Genomic DNA, 18,874 nt, shown 5'->3' on the forward strand with positions numbered 1-18,874 from the left:
CAATTTGGGAAATTAAAGGTCAGAAATAGGAGAGGCTAGCTAAGAAGTAACGGTTAGTGGGAAACAGTCAGCTCATGTGCCAATTGATTGCCTGCCACTAACCGTTGGTTCCTGCTTAGAAGCCGATGTTTACCCCAGCCAGGAATACACGAGACTGCGGGTAAATGCCGCGGTCAACGCCTAGGCTATTGCCCTGGTTGCCCAGCTCCGGGTCAAACCCGGTATACTTGGTGATGGTGGCCAGGTTCTGGGCCGTTACATAGACGCGGATGCGCTGGCTGTGCAGCGTCGTCAGCAGCGACTGGGGCAGCGTATAGCCCAGCGTGAGCAGCTTGAGGCGCAGGTAGGAACCATCCTCGATGAAGTGGCTCGACACGCGGTTGTTCTGGTTCGGGTCTTGCAACACAGCCCGGGGAATGTAGTTGCTCGTGTTGGGGCCAGTCCAGCGTTCCTGGGTGATGGTGCCCCCGTTGGAAGCGGCTGCTAGGCCGAAGCCCTCTAGGTAGTACCGGTTCAGATTGTACACGTCGTTGCCCTGTGAGCCTTGCAGAAACACATTTAGGTCGAAGCCTTTGAAAGCGAACGAGTTGTTAAGGCCATAGGTGAAGCTCGGGTTCGGATTGCCGATGAACGTGCGGTCGTCGCCGTTTACTACGCCGTCACCGTTCAAGTCTTTAAACTTAATGTCGCCGGCGCGTGTGCCCGAGGCTTGGTAAAATCCGGTGGGCGACGCTGTGTTCAGCGTTCTTAGCTCCTCCGGCGTCTGAATGAGGCCATCGGCCACGTAGCCGTAGAACTGACCCACGGCCTGGCCTACGTCGAAGCGCGTCAGGCTACCCCCACCTCGGATGTTCTGCCCAGGGAAGGGCGAGCCACCACCCAGCGAGGTGATTTCGCTGCGATAGGCCGATACGTTCAGGGTAGTGCTCCAGGTGAAAGCGTCGCCGGAACCCACGAAGTTGTTGGTGGTTACGGACAGGTCAACACCCCGGTTTCTGGATGCGGCGGCGTTGGTCGCCACTGCCTCGCGGGTACCCGAAACATATGTCGCGGGCACGAAAAGCAGCAGGTTGGGCGAAGTACGGGTGTATAGGTCAAGCGAGGCGCTCACACGGTTCTGGAACAGGCCCAGGTCCACACCCGCGTTGTACTGGATGTTGTTTTCCCAAGCAATGTCGGGGTTAGGCAAGCGCGTTGGTACGCTGCCTTGTGACAGGTTTTGGGCGCCCGTACCAAACACATAGCCCGTGCCTGGCCCACCATACGAGCTAACCGAGGAATTGATGAGGGCCGTATAGGCGAAGGCACCCGCGTTCAAGGGGTTACCTACCTTGCCGTAGCCCAGACGCAGCTTCAGGTTGCTGACGGCGGTCACATCCTTGAGGAAGTTTTCTTCCGAAATACGCCAACCCGCTGACACGCCGGGGAAAAATCCAATGCTATTCTTGCGGCCAAAGGCCGACGAACCGTCAAAACGGGCAATGGCCTGGAACAGGTACTTGCCAGCAAAATCATAGTTCAGGCGACCAAAGTAGCTGAGCAGGCGGCTCTGGCTGCTGCCGCCGTAGTTGGCTATCTGGCCGTTAATCGGGCCCTGGTCCAGAATCTGAAGGGTGTTGGTTTGGTAGCCGGTGCGGCTGCCACCCAGATAGAAGTTATCGAACTGTTGGGCCGATTGGCCAAGCAGAAAGATTAGGTTGTGCTTGGTGCCAATGGTCTTGTTGTAAGTGGCAGTGTTCTCAATCAGGTAGCTGGGCGCGTAGTTGGAGCCGCTGCTAGCAGAGGCATTCTGGGTGGTATATTTCGCCGACCCCACTAGGGAAGGGTTGAACTGGTCGTTTTGGTTGAACTGCAAGTCGGCCCCGATGCTGCTGCGGAAACGCAGGCCGGCCAGTGGCTCCAGCTCGGCGTAGAACGTGGTCGTGACACGGTTGCGATTGTTCTTGTTGCTGGCGCGCAGCGCTTTGGTCACCGGGTTCTCCTCAGCAAAATTGTCTTCCGGCGTGCTACCAAATTCATAAAATCCGCCGTTAGGGCCGTACACCGGAAGGAAGGGGGGCGCTTGGATGGCCAACTGGATAGGCCCGCCAAATTCGTCGTTTTCGCCGTTCAGCGGGCGCTCTTCCTGGTGGCTTAGAGCCAGTGTGCTACCCATTTTGAGGACTTTCGACAAATTAACCTCGCCGTTGGTGCGCAGCGTGAAGCGCTGAAAATCGGAGCCGATGATGGTGCCGTCCTGCTGGAAGTAACCTGCGCTTACTGCGTAGCGCGCCTTTTCGCTACCCCCCGTGGCCGAAACAGAGTAGTTCTGAATCTTGGCCTGACGGAAAATCTGGTCCAGGAAGTTGGTGGAGGGCAGGGCCGCTATTTTGGCGGGCGTGTTAAACCGGGAGTTGAACAGCGCAGGAGAGAATGTTGGTTCTCCGGCATTCTGTGCATTCCAGTTGGCAGTGGCCTCGTTGTTGAGCCTGGCATAATCCTGCGAATTGAGCAGGCCTGGCTGGCGCCACACGTTCTGCACGCCCGCGTAGGCATCGATGTTGATGTTGGAAACTCCAGCCTTGCCACGCTTGGTCGTAATCAGCACCACGCCGTTGGCGGCGCGCAGTCCATAAATGGCGGTCGCCGAAGCATCCTTCAGTACATCGATACTTTCGATGTCATTCGGGTTAATGTTGTTAATTTCCGTGCCCGATGGGTTGCCATTGCCGTCATAAGCCGCGGGTAGCGGAAATCCGTCCACAACGAATAGCGGCGAGTTATTGCCGGCCGAGGTTATACCCCGTACCCGGATAGAGGTACCGCCCTGTCCGCCCGGCGAGCCACCATTGGACACTACCTGTACGCCAGCCGCCCGGCCCTGAATAGCCTGCGCGGGGTCAGCTACCGCCTGCGCGGTTATCTCGCGGCTCGATACCGAAGAAATAGCGCTGGTCACGTCGGCTTTGGTTTGCGTGCCATAGCCCACCACCACCACCTCTTTCAACGCCTGGGTGTCGTCTAACAGTCGAATGGCCAAGCTGGTCGTGGCACCGGTCACGGGTATTTCCTGGCGGGTGAAGCCCACTGAGCTGAATACCAGCACACTGTTTTCGGGCACGCTCAGGCTAAAGCTGCCGTCGGGGCCGGTGGAAGTGCCGATGGAGGTGCCTTTCACGAGCACCGTCACGCCCGGCAAGCCCTCGCCGGTGGCCCCGGTCACGCGGCCCGATACGGGCACATCGGCTGCGTGAGCCGCAGCGGCCAAGGCTGGCGCGGCCCCCCAGGGGCGGGCCGCAGCGGGCGCAGCAATCGTTTGCAGGCCGCCGGCACTGAGAAGCACCGCGCTTCGCAGAAGGTTCTTGTAAGGTAGTGGAAGCATAGAAATGGAATGAAGTGGGAGTTTTGAGTGAGCTGATGGTATTTCTTAGGAGCCCGGGGGCTGAGAAATCAAGCTTCATTGGATGCACGGGCCGTTTGGGACGGCGCAGAATGATGGAGTCATCATTTCGTGCACAGGGCAATAATCCTCCACCCGAACCAGAATTACTGGCCGGTAGTACAAGAGGGGAAAGGGATTAAAGTCAAGGCAATTCGGCGGCTGGAAACGATTGTGGAACCTGTCTGCTGTTTCCGCCTGCCTGAATGTTCGATTAGTGTCTTAACAAAAAATTGAGTTAGCGTCCGGAGTTGTGGCGGGCGTTGTGGGAACCGGTGCAATTGTGCCGCGTCCCGGCGTTTGTGCCATCTTTACAAGTAGTTAGGGAATGCCTTTTTCAGCCCCCTCACCGCGACCAGGTGTCCGCTTGCCAGAAGTATGTGGTAAATGTAGACAAAAATCCCTATTGCGTAAACTTTACAGAATAAAAATTTTTATGAACAGTCCCGAAGAAGTTGTAGACTTTATCTATAATGGCCACCAGCGCTTTCTGCCGCATCTTTCCATTGACTGCGTCATCTTTGGCTACCACGACCAGCAGCTTAAAATTTTGCTGATTCGTTACCACGACCAGGAGCACTGGAGCTTGCCCGGTGGCTACGTGGAGCGGCAGGAGGGCCTCACCGCGGCCGCGCACCGCATCTTGAGCGAGAAGACGCAGCTCACCAACCTGTACTTGCAGCAGTTCTATACCTTCGGCGACAGTCCCACGCGCCTGAATCGGATTGAGATTCAGGACAACCACAACAAGGTGTACGCCAAAGCCAACGTGGCCATCGACGAAGAGCACTGGCTCTCGAAACGCACCTTGTCGGTGGGCTATTATGCCCTGGTTGACTACCACGAGGTCAGCGTTACCCCGGAGTTCCTAGTGGTGGACTACGCTTGGGTAGACGTGAACGCCGTGCCGTCGCTGCAGTACGACCATAACGAAATAATCGATAAGGCCCTGCTCACCCTGCGCTCGCAACTCTACCAGCAATCAGTAGGGTACAATCTGCTCCCGGAGAAATTCACACTCTCTGAAATCCAGGCTCTATACGAGGCTATTCTGGGCAAACCATTCGACCGCCGCAACTTTCGCAAGAAGATGGTTGCTTTGGGCGTCATCCGGCAACTGGACGAACGCCGAAAAATCGGGCCGCACCGCTCTCCTTACTTATACGACTTCAACTTGGAGAACGCCAGTAAGCTGCAGGAAGCCGGCGGCGTTATTTTTTAGGCCAGCCGCCGTCGACAAGCAGGCCGCCGGTTTCGCAGACGAGGGCCCCAGCGGCGAGCAAAGCGCTGTCGGCCCAGACCGGCCTGCGGGCAGTATACCGATAAGGACTACCACGGGACCCTCAACCCAAAAGGACTGCTGGCGCCCTACTTAGCCGAAACCCGCCTGCCAAACGGCCCGCCAAAGCCAGTGGACCAACTTTCCTGCGGCCCGGCAGCGGCAGTTGGCCTCGCGCTACCCGCCCTCAGGCTAAAGTCGCGGTGCTGCACAGCGGCGGCCGATAAATAAATCAACTTGGTTTACCGGCGGCGCTCCCGCCGGTTCTTTACGAACGGGATAAGGCTTATCGACGGTAAAGTCGGCTACTGAACTGAAACTTGTAGGCCGGCGATAGGTAGCGATAAGTAAGAGTGTACTACTCCCCAAAAACTGGACAGTTTAGCGGGGCTTGTTAGGTAATATGCTGATGTTTGAATGAAGGGCTTTGGGTGAAGACGTGCGCGGGCGTTTGGCTACGCAAGCCTTGGTGGGGTCGGCGGTGGTTGTAATAGGCAGAGTACGCGTCAAGTTGGAGAAATACGTGATGGCCGTCGGTGGTCGGGTTGAGGTAAATATGCTTCCACTTGACGGTGCGCCAGAGGCGTTCGATGAAGGCATTGTCGGTGGCGCGGCCCCGGCCGTCGCGGCTGAAGCGGCAGCCGGCGGCCAGCAGGGCTTGTTCGTAGGCCAGGCTGGTAAACTGGCTGCTCTGGTCGGAATTGAAAATGTGCTGAGCCGGCGCGATGCGCAACGCATCGGCCAGCGTCTGCAGGCAAAAGCCCACGTCGAGCGTGTTGGAAAGCTACCAGCTGAACACATAGCGCGCGTGCCAGTCGAGCACGGCGGCCAGGTAAAGAAAGCCCTTTGCTACGGGCACGTAGGTGATGTCGGTGCTCCAGACCTCGTTGGGGCTGTGGCCGGGCGCTCGCGCAGCAGGTAGGGGGAGGGCGTGACGCCCTGCCCGGGTACGCTTAGAAGCTGTTTGAGTTAAATTCGGGTCATGGAAAAGTTAGCTGCGCCATCCGCTCGTAAACGGTACAGTTCAGACCTCTCGGCCCGGGACTGGCAACGGCTGGAGGCGTTGCTGCAAGTGGCCCATGTTGAGCATCGTGAACGCCGTGCTGTACGTACTCAAAAACGGGTGCCTGTGGCGCGATTTGCCCGGTGATTTCCCCCCGTGGGGCACGGTGTACTGGTACTTCGCCAACTGGCAGGACGCGGGCGTGCTGGACGCGTTAAACGCTTGTCTGAACATGGCTTGCCGGGAAAACGCCCCCAAAAAGCACAGTCCACCTGTGTCCTTATCGACACGCAAAGCGTGAAAAATGCGGCTACGGCCACCGGGGCCACGGTGGGCTTCGACGCCGGGAAGCTGGTCAAGGGGCGCAAGCGCTTGGGGCTGGTTGATACGCTGGGCAACGTGCTGGCCAGCCGGGTCGTGCCGGCCCACGTCTCGGACGCGGCTGCCGCCATCGCCTTTTGGGACAAGGTCGCCGGCGCCCATCCGTTGTTGGCACAGGTGCAGGTCGTCATGGGCGACAGCTCGTTTGCCGGGCTCTTCGCCGAGCACCTGCGCTTGCGCTACGGCTTGCAGCTTGAAAAACCGACGCATATCGTGCTGAAAAAGAAAAATTTCTGCCTCCATAAAAACCGCTGGCTGGTGGAACGCACCTTGCCTGGCTCAGCGACAACCGCCGCTTATCGAAAGAATATGACCGGCTCTTGACGCGAGCCAATGCCTGGATAATGTGGGCCAACGTTCGCCGAATCCTCAAATTCTGCTAACTCAAACAGCTTCTTAGGCGCTGCTGGGGGTAGACCGGCTCGTGGCCCATCAGGCGCACGAGCCGGCGCACGCGCTTTTTCGTTTACGGCGTGCCCGGCCAGGCGCAGGTGGTCGCGCAGGTCGAGCACGCCCTTGAAAGTTTGCTGCGTGAACTCCTCATCGAGCAGGCGCATCAACAACAGGTTTTCGGCCCTTTCGCCGCCGGGCTGGCAGTAAAACTCCTGAGCGCGGGGCCCAGCACTTGGCAGCGCTCCTGCACGGACCTGCCCGGATCGGCCTGCGCCACCAGGGCGCGCAGCTGAGTTATTGACATGCGCCCACCGTTTTTTTAGCAGCGCGGTTTCCGTTTGCAGCCGGCTAATAGCCGCGTACAGGGGCTCCACGTCCGGCACCGCCGCGGCGGCCCTCGCTTCGGCAAAGACCTGGGCCGCTTGCTGGCGCAGTTGTAGCGTCCAGCGCGTGATTTGGGCCGTGGCCAGCTGGTAGCGAGCGGCCAACTTCGCCAGCGGCTGGCGCTCCGTGAGCGCGGCCAGGCCCACCTCAGCTTTGAACTCGGCCGTGTAGCGCCGGCGGGTGCGTTTTGGGGTCATAATCGAACTCAGCTAGTTGTATAGTGCCATCGTGAGGTGGGTCGGGTCACGGGTAAGTATAGCGGGGTTCTTTTGCCACTGCGCACAGGCAAATTCGTGTGGCGTCAGCCCGCGTAGGGTCTGCAATCGTTTGGCGTGGTGGTGGGCCCGCACCAAGGCTTGCAGGTGCTCGCTGAGCTCGTCGGTCGTCTGGTAGTGGTAGCGCTGGACGGTGGCCTCTTTGATGGTGCGGTTCGTGCGCTTGGCTTGGCCGGTGGTCCACGGGTGCGCTGGTTTGGTCAGGCGGTGCTCCACGCCGAAGGCCCGGCAGATGCGCGCAAAGCTGTGCCCGCCCGGAAACCACTGGTGGGGCTACAGGGTGAACTGCACCCCGTTGTCGGTGAGTACCGTGTGGGCTTTGTCGGGCTGCTTGTCCAGCACCCGCCGCAGAAAGTCGGCCGCGACCATGCGCATGGCCCGCGGGTTCAACTCAGCGAAGGCCACTTTGCTGGTGCGGCCAACGGCGGCGACGAAGAGGGTACTGGCGGCCTTCTTCGGTGCGCACTTCGGCGAAATCGACGTGCAGGTAGCCGATGGGGTAGCCCTTGAATTACTTCTTCGGCGGGCTTTGCCCGTCTTCGCTCAGCGGCCGGCGGCGGATGCCGTGGCGTTGGCAGCAGCGGTGCAGGGCCGAGCGCGACGGGTGCGGAATCGTGGCCTGCAGCGCACACAGGCAATCGTCCAGGGTCAAGAGCGTGTGCCGGCGAAAGGCCACGGCAATGGCCTCCTGCTCGGCGCTGAGCACCGTTGAAACCGGGGTAGGTCCCATCCGAGCATCCAACACGGCGGGACGCCTGCGCCACTTGGCCACCGTTTTCGGATTGATGCTGTAGCGCGTGGCTAGGCTCTGTAAGCTTTCCCGGCTGTGTTGGATAGCGCGCCGTAGCGCCGCCGTTGTGCGGGCGCTGCCGTGGAGTACTTGTCCCATAGTTTCGTGCGAAATCCCAGCCCGGAAAATACACCATCACCCTCTGGGACTATACAAGCATGACCATTCAGGCGGCCGTTTAGACGACCATTCAGACGCGTTCTGCTTCGCCAACTGAAAGTTGACGTTTCTTTTCCTTTGTCGTTTCCAAAAAGACCCGTACCTTTGCAGTCCTAAATTTAAAAATCACACCCCCGTCGAGATGGCCAAGAAAGGAAACCGGGTGCAGGTTATCATGGAATGCACCGAGCATAAAAACTCGGGGATGCCGGGCACCTCGCGCTACATCACCACCAAGAACCGCAAGAACACCCCTGAGCGCATCGAGTTGAAGAAATTCAACCCCATCCTCAAGAAAATGACTGTTCACAAGGAAATTAAATAACCTGAGCAATGGCTAAGAAAGTAGTAGCAACTCTGAAAACCACAGAGAACGCCAAGAACTGGGCTAAAGTGATTCGGGCCGTGAAATCGGAGAAGACCGGCGCTTACACCTTCCGCGAGGAAATGGTTCTCCTCGAAAAAGTGCAGGAGTACTTGGCCACCGGCAACAAGTAAGCCGCAAGCTTCGGCTTGGTAAAAGTTTAAAAAGTCCCACCTTCGTGGGACTTTTTTAGTTTGCGTGGGTATGAGGGCAAAAGGGTAGGAGGTAGCATTGGCGCAGTTTCGCCAGCTATTTTCTAAACAATTCCTAAACTCACGCCCTCCTACCCACATACCCTTCCCCAATGGGCCTCTTCGATTTTTTTAAGAAAGACAAGGAAAGCACCACCCAGCAAGCTTCGCTCGACGCGGGCCTGGAAAAGACCAAAACCAATTTCTTTGAACAGCTGAGCAAGGCCGTGGTGGGCAAAAACACCGTGGACGAGTCCGTGCTCGACGATTTGGAGAGTCTGCTGGTGCACGCCGACGTGGGCATCGAAACCACGGTGAAGGTCATCGACCGCATCGAGGCCCGCGTGGCCCGCGACAAGTACGTGAGCACCGGCGAGTTGGACCGCATTCTGCGCGAGGAAATCGCAACTCTGCTGGAAGACAACAACTCCGGCTCGACGGCCGTGCTCGACAGCGCCGGTAGCTCGGGCCAGCCCTACGTCATCATGGTGGTGGGGGTGAACGGGGTGGGCAAAACCACTACCATTGGTAAGCTGGCGCACCGGTTTCACTCGGCTGGCAAGAAAGTAGTGCTGGGCGCTGCTGATACGTTCCGCGCCGCTGCCGTCGACCAGCTCATCATTTGGGGCGAACGGGTGGGTGTGCCCGTGGTAAGCCACGGCATGAACACCGACCCGGCCTCCGTGGCCTACGACGCCGTGCGCAAGGGCGTGGAAATGGGCGCCGATGTGGTCATCATCGACACCGCGGGCCGCCTGCACAACAAAGTGAACCTGATGAACGAGCTGAGCAAAATCAAGCGCGTGATGCAGAAGGTGATTCCCGATGCGCCGCACGAGGTACTGCTGGTGCTCGACGGCAGCACGGGCCAGAACGCGTTTTTGCAGGCCAAGGAGTTTACCAAAGCCACTGAGGTAACGGCCCTGGCCATCACCAAGCTCGACGGTACAGCCCGCGGCGGCGTGGTGATTGGCATTTCTGACCAATTCAGCATTCCGGTACGCTACATCGGGGTGGGGGAGAAGATGACAGACCTGCAATTGTTTGACCGGCACACCTACGTCAACTCCCTGTTCAAGAAATAAGCTTCCGGAATAAGCAGAAGCAGGCAACGGCCCGCACCGCCAAGTAGTACTTGGCGGTGCGGGCCGTTTACCTTCGTGCCATGAAGGACATTCAAACGCTTGCCGTCGTTGGAGCCGGCACCATGGGTCTGGGCATTGCCCAACTGGGTATTCAGCACGGTTTGCCCACCATTTTATTCGACCTCAACCCCGCGGCATTGGAAAAAGCCCATGCGGCTATTGCCGCCGGGCTGGGCAAGCTGGTGGACAAGAACCGGCTTACGGCAGAAGCCCGCGACGCGGCCCTGGCCCGCCTCACCGCCACTACCGACATGAGCGTGGTGCAGGCTGACCTAATTATTGAGGCCGTAGTGGAACGGCTCGATGTGAAGCACCAACTCTTTGGGGAACTGGCGGCCCTTAACGGTCCCGATACCATTCTGGCTTCGAATACTTCTTCGCTGCCCATTACCCAATTGGCGGCGCCAGTGCCGAACCCGGAGCGGGTGGTGGGCATGCACTTCTTCAACCCCGCGCCCCTGATGCCGCTGGTGGAGGTGATAAGCGGCGTAGCGACCGCGCCCGCCGTAGCCGATGCCGTGGAAGCGCTGGCCAGGCGCTTAGGCAAAACTCCCGTGCGGGCCGCCGATGCCCCGGGCTTCATTGTGAACCGCGTGGCCCGGCACTACTACGTCGAGAGCCTGAAAATTGTAGAGGAAAACGTGGCTTCGTTCGAGGTAGTCGATGAATTGCTGGAAGCCAGCGGATTCAAAATGGGCCCGTTTCGGTTGATGGACCTGATTGGCGTTGACACCAACTTCTCGGTGACCAGCGCCATGTTCGCTTCCTTCCACCAGGATGCCAAGTTCCGGCCCAGCCGCATCCAGCAGCAAAAGGTAGATGCCGGACATCACGGCCGTAAAACTGGGCGTGGTTTTTACAATTACTAATCGTGCATCAGAAATGAAGAGTTGTTCGCTTCGCGCCGCCATAAGCCCGTTTTTGTTCTGCATTGCCTTAGCGTCAGCGTTTATGCTGCCCGCTTGCGGCGACAAGAACAACGACCAGCCACTGATACCCTACGCCCCGGTCAACCTCAGCATCAATATCACCAATCAGCAGTATGCTACCCTCCGCGTAGACAACGGGGCCGTGACGCTGCCAGTGCGAGGACCTGCGGGCGATGGCGGCGTTAAGGGAGTAATCGTAGTTCGGCAAAGCGCTAATACCTTTCTGGCTTTCGAGCGCAACTGCCCTTACCAGCCCTATGAGGCTTGTGCATTGGTGAGCCTGGACCGCAACTCCCGGTTATTTATGCGGGATTCTTGCTGCAATTCGCAATTTGATTTGCGCGGCCAAATTACGGGTGGTCCCACTCAAAGGCCTCTGAAACAGTACAGCACGAGCCTGCAAGGCACTTTGCTCAGCATCACCAACTGAGTATCGGAGCAAGTTTTTAGAAAAAAAAGTGTTTTGCGCTTGTGCTTTTTTAGAAGAGGTCGTAAGTTTGCAGTCCGAAACAACAACAACCGGGTTTCGGGCAAGAAATTGCTTCCTTAGCTCAGCCGGTTAGAGCATCTGACTGTTAATCAGAGGGTCCCTGGTTCGAGCCCAGGAGGGAGCGCTAAAAGGCCACTCACGATATCGTGAGTGGCCTTTTTTATTTATTGCCCCGGTTTTGCCCCCAGTGCGGGCTATGTGGTATTTCTAACGGGGCTAATAAAAGCAGTTTCACGCGTTGCTTTAACGAGTGCCTCTTCCCCGCTGAGCCACTGCAGCAGCGCTAACAAGTTCTTTATTAGGTGGTCTAGGGATGATGGACAGAAGAAGGACGTCTATTGCTTCTGTTGTAACAAGCAACTCTAGCGGGACGTGGCCCGACCAAGGGCGTCAACAAGACGAGGCCTACAAGGGCGAGCGGCGGCCACGTTCCTGGGCTGGCCGCGGCTCGGCTGGAAAGCAGCCGCCGCTCAACGCCCCACACCGCCCTTCGTCCCTTGGCTACCATGCCCCACTCCCTGCGAAACCCATCGGCAAAACACGTCACAACCCTGTTCGGCTTAGCTAAACCACCTCACTGATTGTGCCGGCCGAAAACAAAGCAGCCCATGAAATATCAAGTACTTCATGGGCTGCTTGCTGCCGGAGAGCGGCAGCCCGCCAACTGAGGAGGGCGGAATAAAGAGCCAAAGTTAGGGTGGATTGTGCTTGCAAAGCAATTGGTTACGGGCGCCACAATTTTTTTTGATGGCGAAAAGCACGATAAAATGTGCGTGGTTTAGCCCGTTAGGTCGAAAATAAAATTTGAAAAAAGCGGTGCGAAAAAAAATCAACATTGCTGATGAATAGCCGGGCTTGACAATGCCGTATTTTTGCATCATGCTTCAACCAAAAACCTTGTTGATGAAGCGCGGAACCTTGCTCAGCAAGGAGCCGCGAGTGGACCGGAAGGTCTTCGCCACCATCGGTTTTTCCGATTTTGCCTCTGGTATTTCCGTTGTTTTTTTTGGGTGTTGCCCCGCTACCGTTTCGGATTTCGAAACGGTTTTTTTATGTCCATTGAGTTCGTCATTTGCCGCCAGCGGCTCGGCCTACACCGGCAGCCCTTGGGTCCATCATGGGTAGTGACAGATAAAATTTCCTCCATTCGTTTTAGCTAGAAAACCTCACTTTTCCTCAACTCCGGTATGGCACGTAAAGACCTGCTCGACATCGCATCCCTTCACCGTGAGGAAATCGAGTTTCTGCTCGACCAATCCACGTCCTTTAAGAAACTGTTCACCCGCTCGGTGAAAAAAATTCCCGCCCTCGAGGGCAAGTCCGTGCTCATGCTGTTCTATGAGGCCAGCACCCGGACGCACTCCTCCTTCGAGGTCGCCGCCAAACGCCTCTCGGCGGAGGTCACGAATTTTGACGTCGCCCACTCCTCCATCACCAAGGGTGAGTCGGTGCGCGAGACAATCGAGACGCTCCAGGCCATGCGCACCGACTACATCGTCGTCCGCCACAGTCACCCCGGCCTGCCCGGCATGATTGCCCGCCAAACCACGGCGTCGGTCATTAACGCCGGCGACGGGGCGCACGAGCACCCCACGCAGGCCCTGCTGGACGCCTTCACCATCAAGGAAAAATTTCCCGACCCGAGGGGCAAAAAAGTCCTCATCATCGGCGATATCCTTCACTCCCGCGTCGCGCGCTCCACCAGTACCCTGCTGCAAAAGCTAGGCGTAGAAGTCGCTTACCTCGGCCCGGGCTCGCTGGTGCCCAAGTATATCCCGGTAAGCATCCGCCGCTTCACCGACTACGAGGCGGCCATGGCCTGGGCGCCCGATGTGGTGTACCTGCTCCGCGTGCAGATGGAGCGCCAGGACGTGCAGTTTTTCCCCAACGTCCGGGAATACCACCGGGTCTACGGCATCACCAACGCCCGGCTGGCGGAAATCAGCGACCGCGGCCTCTACATCATGCATCCCGGCCCCGTGAACCGGGGGGTCGAGCTGTGCGACGCTGTCATGGACTACGAGCGCAGCCTTATCACCAACCAGGTCGAAAACGGGATTTCTGTTCGAATGGCCGTGCTCGACTGGCTCACTCCGGGCGGAGAATTTCCGCGGCAGGAATCGTATGCTGCACAGCAGCGAGCCAGCTCCACGGTGATAATGCCCTAAACGCCGCACGCGGCGGCTGGTTCCGCCCGTGTATTCTCATTTTCAACAGCCAGAATAGCCCCATACCTCTTGCCGGTTTACAGCACTCCTCCATCCATGCTCCTCCTTCAAAACGCCCGCATCGCCTCCGAAAATTCACCCGTGCTTGTCGAGAGCGATGTCCTGATTGTCGAAGGAAAAATTCAGTACATCGGTCACAACCTAGCCATTCCCGAGGGCGCCCGGGTTATCGACGCGCGTGGTCGCATTCTGATGCCGGCCATGTTTGACGCCCACGTCCATTTCCGCGCCCCCGGATTTGAGAACAAGGAAACCATCACCACGGGGAGCGAAGCGGCCATCAACGGCGGCATTACCGGCGTGGTCATGATGCCGAATACCCGCCCGGCCCTCGACTCGGCAACCGCGATAGACACCGTGCTGGAAAATGCCAAGCACCGGTCCCGCATTCCGGTGTACACCTCCGGCTGCGTCACCAAGAACCGCGAGGGCAAGGAATTGGCGGAAATCGAGGGCATGCGCGAGCTTGGGGTAAAAATGCTCACCGACGACGGGGACACCACTGCCGACCCGGCGGTGCTGCTGCGGGCGATGCAGTACGCCACCGAGTTTGGGATGTTTTTCGCCAGCCACTGCGAGGTGCCGGAGCTGGCCGGGCCACGCGCCCTGAACGAAGGGGTAATGAGTTATCGGCTCGGCATCAAGGGCTCGCCGGCGTGCGCGGAGGAAATCATCATCGACCGCGACATCCGGTTGGCCCACGCAGCGGGCGCGCACGTTCACATCCAGCACGTGTCCAGTAAGCTCGGCATGGAAACCATCCGCTGGTGGAAGTCCCGCGGCGATGTGAAGGTTACGGCGGAAGTGACCCCGCACCACCTGATGTTCACCGACGAGCACATCGGGGACTACGACACGAACTATAAGATGAACCCACCGCTGCGGACGCAGGCCGATTGTGATGCGCTGCTTGAGGGACTCATCGAGGGCGTATTCGACCTCATTGCCACCGACCATGCGCCGCACACGCCGTTCGAAAAAGCACAAGATTTCATCAGCGCACCCAATGGCATCACCGGCCTGGATACTGCCCTGGTGTCGCTCTATCACCACTTCGTCGAGCCGGGGAAATTCGGGTGGAACCTGGTGGTGAAGCGCTATTCGGCGGAGCCGCGCCGCCTGATGGGCCTGCCGGTAGCCGCCATCGAAGTCGGCCAACAAGCCGATTGCCTTTTGTTCGATACCGAAGCGGAAACCACCTTCACGCGGGAATTCATGAAATCCAAATCCCACAACACGCCCTTCATCGACCAGACGCTGAAAGGCCGGGTAGACCTAGTCGTTTTAGGTACGGAAGTTCTGCTTGAGCGCGAACCGTTCGTTGAGCTGTCCAAAAAATAAAAAGGTGGTCATGCAGAGCGCAGCGAACCGAAGGTCGGCGAAGCCAATCATCTCGCATGCCTTGAGTAATCCAATCGATTGAGTTAGTGAATGCACACGAGATGCTTTGCTGCGCTCTGCATGACGTTCTATAAAGCTTACTTTACCATGAGTACCCTTCACCCCTCCGACACCCCTAGCGCCAGCGCCGCTCCGACCAAGCCCCGAGTCGGCGTGGTCATGGGCTCCAGCAGCGACTGGGACACCATGCAGCATGCCGTGCAGATGCTTGCGCATTTTGGCGTGGCCCACGAAGCACGCGTGGTGTCGGCCCACCGCATGCCCGATGACTTGTTTGCCTACGCCGAACAGGCCGGCCCGCGCGGTTTGCAGGCCATTATTGCCGGTGCGGGTGGGGCCGCTCACCTGCCGGGCATGATGGCCGCCAAAACCACGGTGCCCGTGCTGGGGGTGCCGGTGGCCAGTCGCCATTTGCAGGGGGTGGATTCGCTGCACAGCATCGTGCAAATGCCCAAAGGGGTGCCCGTGGCCACTTTTGCCATTGGCAACGCCGGGGCAGCCAACGCAGCGCTGTTCGCGGTGAGCATGCTGGCCCTGCACGACTCTGACCTCGCGACCAAGCTGCAAGCGTTTCGCGCTGAACAAACCGAAGCCGCTCGCGCCATGACCTTGCCGGTATGAACGACAGTATGCACGATACAGCCATGACCCCGGTTTTCCCGGGCAGTGAGGACGCCGCGGGCCAGCGGGCCACCCTGGGGGTGATGGGCGGCGGCCAGCTGGGCCGGATGTTTGTGCATGCCGCCCAGCGCCTGGGTTACTTCACGGCCGTGCTGGAGCCCGACCCGCAAAGCCCGGCGGGGCTAGTGAGCCACCACCACATCCAGACCGACTACGACGACCCGGCCGGGCTGGCGCAACTGGCCCAGTTATGCCAGGCCATCACCACCGAGTTTGAAAACGTGCCCGCCCAAGCCCTGCAAACGCTGGCGCTGACCCGACCCGTGGCGCCTAGTGCGGCGGTGGTAGGAATTGCTCAAAACCGCATCGAGGAAAAAGCTCACTTCATGGCTTGCGCCGACGTGTCGGGCGTGACTTGTGCGCCCTATGCGGTGATTGAAACGCCGGCTCAGCTGCAGGCCGTCCAGGATGAGAGGGCAGATTTGCTGCCTGGTATTCTGAAAACCGCGCGCCTGGGTTACGATGGCAAGGGTCAGGTACGCGTCGGGACCGCCGATGAGCTGGCCGCCGCCTGGGCGGAGCTGGGCGGCGTTGCCTGCGTGATGGAGAAGATGCTGCCGCTAACCGCCGAGTGTTCGGTGCTGGTGGCGCGCGGCTGGGATGGGCAGGTCGTCAGCTTCGCGCCGCAGCGCAACGTGCACGTCGATGGTATTTTGGCCGTTACCCACGCTTACGAAGGCAATATGCCGCCCGCCCTGGCAACCAGGGCCCGCGAGGCAGCCGTTTCCATCGCGCATCATCTTGGCTACGTTGGGGTGCTGTGCGTCGAGTTTTTTGTGGTGGACGATGGCAGCGAGCACGGCGGTCTGGTGGTCAACGAAATGGCCCCGCGCCCGCACAACAGCGGCCACTACACCCTGGACGCCTGCGACGCGTCGCAGTTTGACCTGCAGGTCCACGCCATGGCGGGCTTGCCCTTGCCGCAGCCGCGCCAGCATTCCCCGGCCATTATGCTCAACCTGCTGGGCGATGTGTGGTTTGATGCCAGCGGTCAACGGCGTGAGCCGGACTGGTCCCCCGTGCTGAGCCTGCCGGGAATGCACCTGCACCTGTACGGCAAGCTGCAGGCGCGCGCAGGCCGCAAGATGGGCCATCTGACCATCACTGGTCCAGATGTCGAAAATGTCAAAACTGTGGCGCGGCGCGCCGCTGGCCTGCTCGGCTTGCCGGGACTGGACGATATATAACAAACCGTTTGTGTTAGCAAAAAGTCACATTAAACGGTCATGCGGAGCTTGTCGAAGCATCTCTACCGCGCAAGTAATTCAACCGGCTGCAATGAAGCGGTAGAGATGCTTCAACAAACTCCGCATGACGTTCTGCCTACTTCCTAAATAGGTTCATCATTTCTAGTCGAACCAACAGAACATGACCCAAACAGTAAAACTCATCCTCGAAGACGGCACCGAAATCGAGGGCACTTCCTTCGGGGCCTATACTTCGGTCGCGGGCGAAGTCGTGTTCAGCACGGCCATGACCGGCTACCCCGAAAACCTGACCGACCCGTCCTTCGCCGGCCAGATTCTGGTGCTCACCACCCCCATGGTGGGCAACTACGGCGTGCCCGGCGAGGAGCTCTACGAGTCGATTTCGAAAATTTTTGAGTCCGACAAGGTGCACATTGCCGGGCTGGTGGTGAACTACTACTCTGAGGAGCACAGCCACTGGAACGCCGCCAAAAGCCTTGGCGACTGGCTGAAGGAGTACAACATCCCCGGCATTTTCAACGTCGACACCCGCCTGCTCACCAAGAAGCTGCGCGAGAAAGGCGCCATGCTGGGCAAAATCGTGGCCGCCGACGACGTGCCTTTCCACGACCCCAACCTGGATAATTTAGTAGCGCAGGTCAGCCAACCGGGCGTGCAGCACTACGGCACCGGCCAGCACAAAATCGTACTGGTGGACTGCGGCACCAAAACCAACATCATCCGCTGCTTCCTCGAGCGCGACGTGGAGCTAATCCGCGTGCCCTGGAACTACGATTTCACCCAAATCAACTACGACGGCCTGTTCCTGAGCAATGGCCCTGGCGACCCCAAGATGTGCGAGGCCACCATCGGCCACCTCCGAGCCGCCCTGCAGCAGGACAAGCCCATCTTCGGCATCTGCCTGGGCTCCCAGCTCATGGGCCTGGCCGCCGGCGGTGACACGTTCAAGCTCAAATACGGCCACCGCAGCCACAACCAGCCCGTCAAGCTCACCGGCACCCAGCGCTGCTACATCACCAGCCAGAACCACGGCTTCGCGGTGGATACCGATACGCTGCCTGAGGAGTGGGACATGCTGTTTGAGAACCTGAACGACGGCACCTGCGAAGGCATCAAACACAAAACCAAGCCGTTTTTCTCCACCCAGTTTCACCCCGAAGCCGCCGGCGGCCCGCAGGACACGGAGTATCTGTTTGATGATTTTTTGACGGCGGTGGCGGAGTATAAAACTGCCAATCAGCAATGATAAAAGAACGTCATGCGGAGCGAAGCATCTTGCCCGCGTCGTCTGCATAAAATAAAAAGTAATGGCCGAAAGTGAAGCCTCTATAATCAGCCAAATAATCAATTCTGAAGAGGTTATTCAACACTTCGGTTATTGGCCGGATTTCCATGACGCCGAAATCACGAAAGCAACTTTTGAAACCCATCCAACTGGGCGTTACTCTGTCACCTTTGTAATTGCCGCTTTCGAAATGACAAGCGAAGTTGATGAGAGAGGTTACTACAAGTTAATTAAACACTGCGACGTCGAATTTCAATTTATTGGGATAGAAGAGATAGATTTTAAGTTTTTCAGTTTCCAAAACGTCCTTTTCGGTTTAGAATTTGAAGCAGTTGGCAACAACATCAAATGCCTATTCGATTCTAGTGTAGGACTGGAAGTTGCTATAGTTGCTGAAGAAATTTGCATCCTGAGGTTAACACCAACTACTCCAATTCAAGATGAACCACTCAAACACATAGATCCGAACGAGCCAATGGACGCGAAAAATATATTCATTTCGAGTGAGCATCGTCTACGGAATTTCGACTGGTCAGAAATGATTTATATCGGCCTTGACCACGAGCAGGCCAATGAATACCAAACTGATAAGGTGGCAAGTTACGCTCACTCGTTGTTCGACGAACCAGAAGTGTATGTAGTGATTGGTCGTCATGATTCACACCTATCAACATTGGAGGAAGCGCTTAAGAAGGTCAGCACGCTGATGAGAACTACGGATGTATACCTCTGCAATACGTCATTCACAAAGGCCATGAAATTCAATATGATTGGCGTGATGTCTTACGGACAGAAGCGCAGTTAATACTTCCCAAAGAAGCGGGCGAGATGCTTCGCTGCGCTCTGCATGAAGTTCTTTTTAACATGACC

18 protein-coding genes, 1 tRNA gene and 2 pseudogenes are annotated in these 18,874 nt (G+C 58.1%); 16 read left to right on the forward strand and 5 right to left on the reverse strand.

The window, feature by feature from the left end; genetic code table 11:
• Positions 1-115: 115 nt before the first annotated feature.
• Positions 116-3,361 (reverse strand): SusC/RagA family TonB-linked outer membrane protein, encoded by a 3,246-nt coding sequence (locus tag BMZ66_RS16690; RefSeq protein WP_092676267.1) that lies wholly within the window; start codon positions 3,359-3,361, stop codon positions 116-118.
• A gap of 493 nt (positions 3,362-3,854) precedes the next feature.
• Here BMZ66_RS16690 and BMZ66_RS16695 point away from each other — a divergent pair, with 493 nt between their 5' ends.
• Positions 3,855-4,640, forward strand: a complete 786-nt coding sequence (locus BMZ66_RS16695) for an NUDIX hydrolase (protein ID WP_092676269.1) — start codon at positions 3,855-3,857, stop codon at positions 4,638-4,640.
• Between the two features lie 451 nt (positions 4,641-5,091).
• Here the strand turns inward: BMZ66_RS16695 and BMZ66_RS16700 are convergent, their stop codons facing one another.
• Both BMZ66_RS16700 and BMZ66_RS26450 read right to left on the reverse strand, forming a co-directional pair.
• Entirely contained in the window at positions 5,092-5,463 is a 372-nt protein-coding gene (locus BMZ66_RS16700; RefSeq protein ID WP_092676272.1) for an integrase core domain-containing protein, read from the reverse strand.
• An 18-nt stretch (positions 5,464-5,481) separates the two neighbouring features.
• Positions 5,482-5,583, reverse strand: a pseudogene (locus tag BMZ66_RS26450) (hypothetical protein); the annotation flags it as partial.
• 109 nt (positions 5,584-5,692) lie between these two features.
• On the opposite strand from BMZ66_RS26450, the gene BMZ66_RS26455 reads away from it, so the two are divergent.
• Complete coding sequence (locus tag BMZ66_RS26455; RefSeq protein WP_369407604.1) at positions 5,693-6,001, forward strand: transposase; 309 nt, start codon at positions 5,693-5,695, stop codon at positions 5,999-6,001.
• A complete protein-coding gene (locus BMZ66_RS16710; RefSeq protein WP_234795134.1) occupies positions 5,923-6,405 on the forward strand; it encodes a transposase in 483 nt (160 codons plus the stop codon). The genes BMZ66_RS26455 and BMZ66_RS16710 overlap by 79 nt, the downstream gene beginning before the upstream one ends.
• Here the strand turns inward: BMZ66_RS16710 and BMZ66_RS16715 are convergent.
• Both BMZ66_RS16715 and BMZ66_RS16720 read right to left on the reverse strand, forming a co-directional pair.
• On the reverse strand, positions 6,378-7,055 hold the full coding sequence (locus BMZ66_RS16715) for a hypothetical protein (protein WP_092676281.1): 678 nt from the start codon (positions 7,053-7,055) through the stop codon (positions 6,378-6,380). The two genes, BMZ66_RS16710 and BMZ66_RS16715, sit on opposite strands and share 28 nt — an antisense overlap.
• Before the next feature lie 12 nt (positions 7,056-7,067).
• A pseudogene (locus tag BMZ66_RS16720) lies at positions 7,068-8,022 on the reverse strand (DDE-type integrase/transposase/recombinase).
• Between the two features lie 202 nt (positions 8,023-8,224).
• Here BMZ66_RS16720 and rpmG point away from each other — a divergent pair.
• From rpmG to BMZ66_RS16785, 13 genes are all read left to right on the forward strand, one after another.
• Positions 8,225-8,407, forward strand: a complete 183-nt coding sequence (gene rpmG, locus BMZ66_RS16725; protein ID WP_046245291.1) for a 50S ribosomal protein L33 — start codon at positions 8,225-8,227, stop codon at positions 8,405-8,407.
• An 8-nt stretch (positions 8,408-8,415) separates the two neighbouring features.
• Positions 8,416-8,580 carry a DUF4295 domain-containing protein gene (locus tag BMZ66_RS16730; RefSeq protein ID WP_092676284.1) on the forward strand — a complete coding sequence of 55 codons (165 nt, stop codon included), beginning with the start codon at positions 8,416-8,418 and terminating at the stop codon, positions 8,578-8,580.
• Positions 8,581-8,750: 170 nt separating this feature from the next.
• A complete protein-coding gene (gene ftsY / locus BMZ66_RS16735; protein WP_092676287.1) occupies positions 8,751-9,722 on the forward strand; it encodes a signal recognition particle-docking protein FtsY in 972 nt (323 codons plus the stop codon).
• Positions 9,723-9,802: 80 nt separating this feature from the next.
• Entirely contained in the window at positions 9,803-10,651 is an 849-nt protein-coding gene (locus BMZ66_RS16740) for a 3-hydroxyacyl-CoA dehydrogenase NAD-binding domain-containing protein (protein ID WP_092676289.1), read from the forward strand.
• Positions 10,652-10,733: 82 nt separating this feature from the next.
• Complete coding sequence (locus tag BMZ66_RS16745) at positions 10,734-11,141, forward strand: hypothetical protein (protein WP_092676292.1); 408 nt, start codon at positions 10,734-10,736, stop codon at positions 11,139-11,141.
• Positions 11,142-11,251: 110 nt separating this feature from the next.
• Positions 11,252-11,325 (forward strand) — tRNA-Asn (locus BMZ66_RS16750).
• A 755-nt stretch (positions 11,326-12,080) separates the two neighbouring features.
• The gene (locus BMZ66_RS25200) at positions 12,081-12,326 is read left to right on the forward strand and encodes a hypothetical protein (RefSeq protein ID WP_143080254.1); all 246 of its coding nucleotides are present in this window, start codon (positions 12,081-12,083) and stop codon (positions 12,324-12,326) included.
• A 62-nt stretch (positions 12,327-12,388) separates the two neighbouring features.
• Positions 12,389-13,369 (forward strand): aspartate carbamoyltransferase catalytic subunit, encoded by a 981-nt coding sequence (locus tag BMZ66_RS16760; RefSeq protein WP_092676298.1) that lies wholly within the window; start codon positions 12,389-12,391, stop codon positions 13,367-13,369.
• Between the two features lie 96 nt (positions 13,370-13,465).
• Positions 13,466-14,770, forward strand: a complete 1,305-nt coding sequence (locus BMZ66_RS16765) for a dihydroorotase (protein WP_092676301.1) — start codon at positions 13,466-13,468, stop codon at positions 14,768-14,770.
• A 147-nt stretch (positions 14,771-14,917) separates the two neighbouring features.
• The gene (gene purE, locus BMZ66_RS16770) at positions 14,918-15,451 is read left to right on the forward strand and encodes a 5-(carboxyamino)imidazole ribonucleotide mutase (protein WP_092677098.1); all 534 of its coding nucleotides are present in this window, start codon (positions 14,918-14,920) and stop codon (positions 15,449-15,451) included.
• On the forward strand, positions 15,448-16,698 hold the full coding sequence (locus BMZ66_RS16775; RefSeq protein WP_214607018.1) for a 5-(carboxyamino)imidazole ribonucleotide synthase: 1,251 nt from the start codon (positions 15,448-15,450) through the stop codon (positions 16,696-16,698). Before purE ends, BMZ66_RS16775 begins: the two co-directional genes overlap by 4 nt.
• A gap of 181 nt (positions 16,699-16,879) precedes the next feature.
• Entirely contained in the window at positions 16,880-17,965 is a 1,086-nt protein-coding gene (carA, locus tag BMZ66_RS16780) for a glutamine-hydrolyzing carbamoyl-phosphate synthase small subunit (RefSeq protein ID WP_092676305.1), read from the forward strand.
• 61 nt (positions 17,966-18,026) lie between these two features.
• On the forward strand, positions 18,027-18,809 hold the full coding sequence (locus tag BMZ66_RS16785) for an Imm50 family immunity protein (RefSeq protein WP_092676308.1): 783 nt from the start codon (positions 18,027-18,029) through the stop codon (positions 18,807-18,809).
• The last annotated feature ends 65 nt before the right edge of the window (positions 18,810-18,874 follow it).

The organism is Hymenobacter arizonensis (assembly GCF_900115775.1).
GTDB lineage: Bacteria > Bacteroidota > Bacteroidia > Cytophagales > Hymenobacteraceae > Hymenobacter > Hymenobacter arizonensis.

Bases quoted from the DNA above. Each gene is read 5' to 3' on its own strand.
- BMZ66_RS16690 (WP_092676267.1), bottom strand. From the start codon at position 3,361: ATGCTTCCACTACCTTACAAGAACCTTCTGCGAAGCGCGGTGCTTCTC.
- BMZ66_RS16695 (WP_092676269.1), top strand. From the start codon at position 3,855: ATGAACAGTCCCGAAGAAGTTGTAGACTTTATCTATAATGGCCACCAG.
- BMZ66_RS16715 (WP_092676281.1), bottom strand. From the start codon at position 7,055: ATGACCCCAAAACGCACCCGCCGGCGCTACACGGCCGAGTTCAAAGCT.
- rpmG (WP_046245291.1), top strand. From the start codon at position 8,225: ATGGCCAAGAAAGGAAACCGGGTGCAGGTTATCATGGAATGCACCGAG.
- BMZ66_RS16730 (WP_092676284.1), top strand. From the start codon at position 8,416: ATGGCTAAGAAAGTAGTAGCAACTCTGAAAACCACAGAGAACGCCAAG.
- ftsY (WP_092676287.1), top strand. From the start codon at position 8,751: ATGGGCCTCTTCGATTTTTTTAAGAAAGACAAGGAAAGCACCACCCAG.
- BMZ66_RS16740 (WP_092676289.1), top strand. From the start codon at position 9,803: ATGAAGGACATTCAAACGCTTGCCGTCGTTGGAGCCGGCACCATGGGT.
- BMZ66_RS16745 (WP_092676292.1), top strand. From the start codon at position 10,734: ATGCTGCCCGCTTGCGGCGACAAGAACAACGACCAGCCACTGATACCC.
- BMZ66_RS25200 (WP_143080254.1), top strand. From the start codon at position 12,081: ATGCTTCAACCAAAAACCTTGTTGATGAAGCGCGGAACCTTGCTCAGC.
- BMZ66_RS16760 (WP_092676298.1), top strand. From the start codon at position 12,389: ATGGCACGTAAAGACCTGCTCGACATCGCATCCCTTCACCGTGAGGAA.
- BMZ66_RS16765 (WP_092676301.1), top strand. From the start codon at position 13,466: ATGCTCCTCCTTCAAAACGCCCGCATCGCCTCCGAAAATTCACCCGTG.
- purE (WP_092677098.1), top strand. From the start codon at position 14,918: ATGAGTACCCTTCACCCCTCCGACACCCCTAGCGCCAGCGCCGCTCCG.
- BMZ66_RS16775 (WP_214607018.1), top strand. From the start codon at position 15,448: ATGAACGACAGTATGCACGATACAGCCATGACCCCGGTTTTCCCGGGC.
- carA (WP_092676305.1), top strand. From the start codon at position 16,880: ATGACCCAAACAGTAAAACTCATCCTCGAAGACGGCACCGAAATCGAG.
- BMZ66_RS16785 (WP_092676308.1), top strand. From the start codon at position 18,027: ATGGCCGAAAGTGAAGCCTCTATAATCAGCCAAATAATCAATTCTGAA.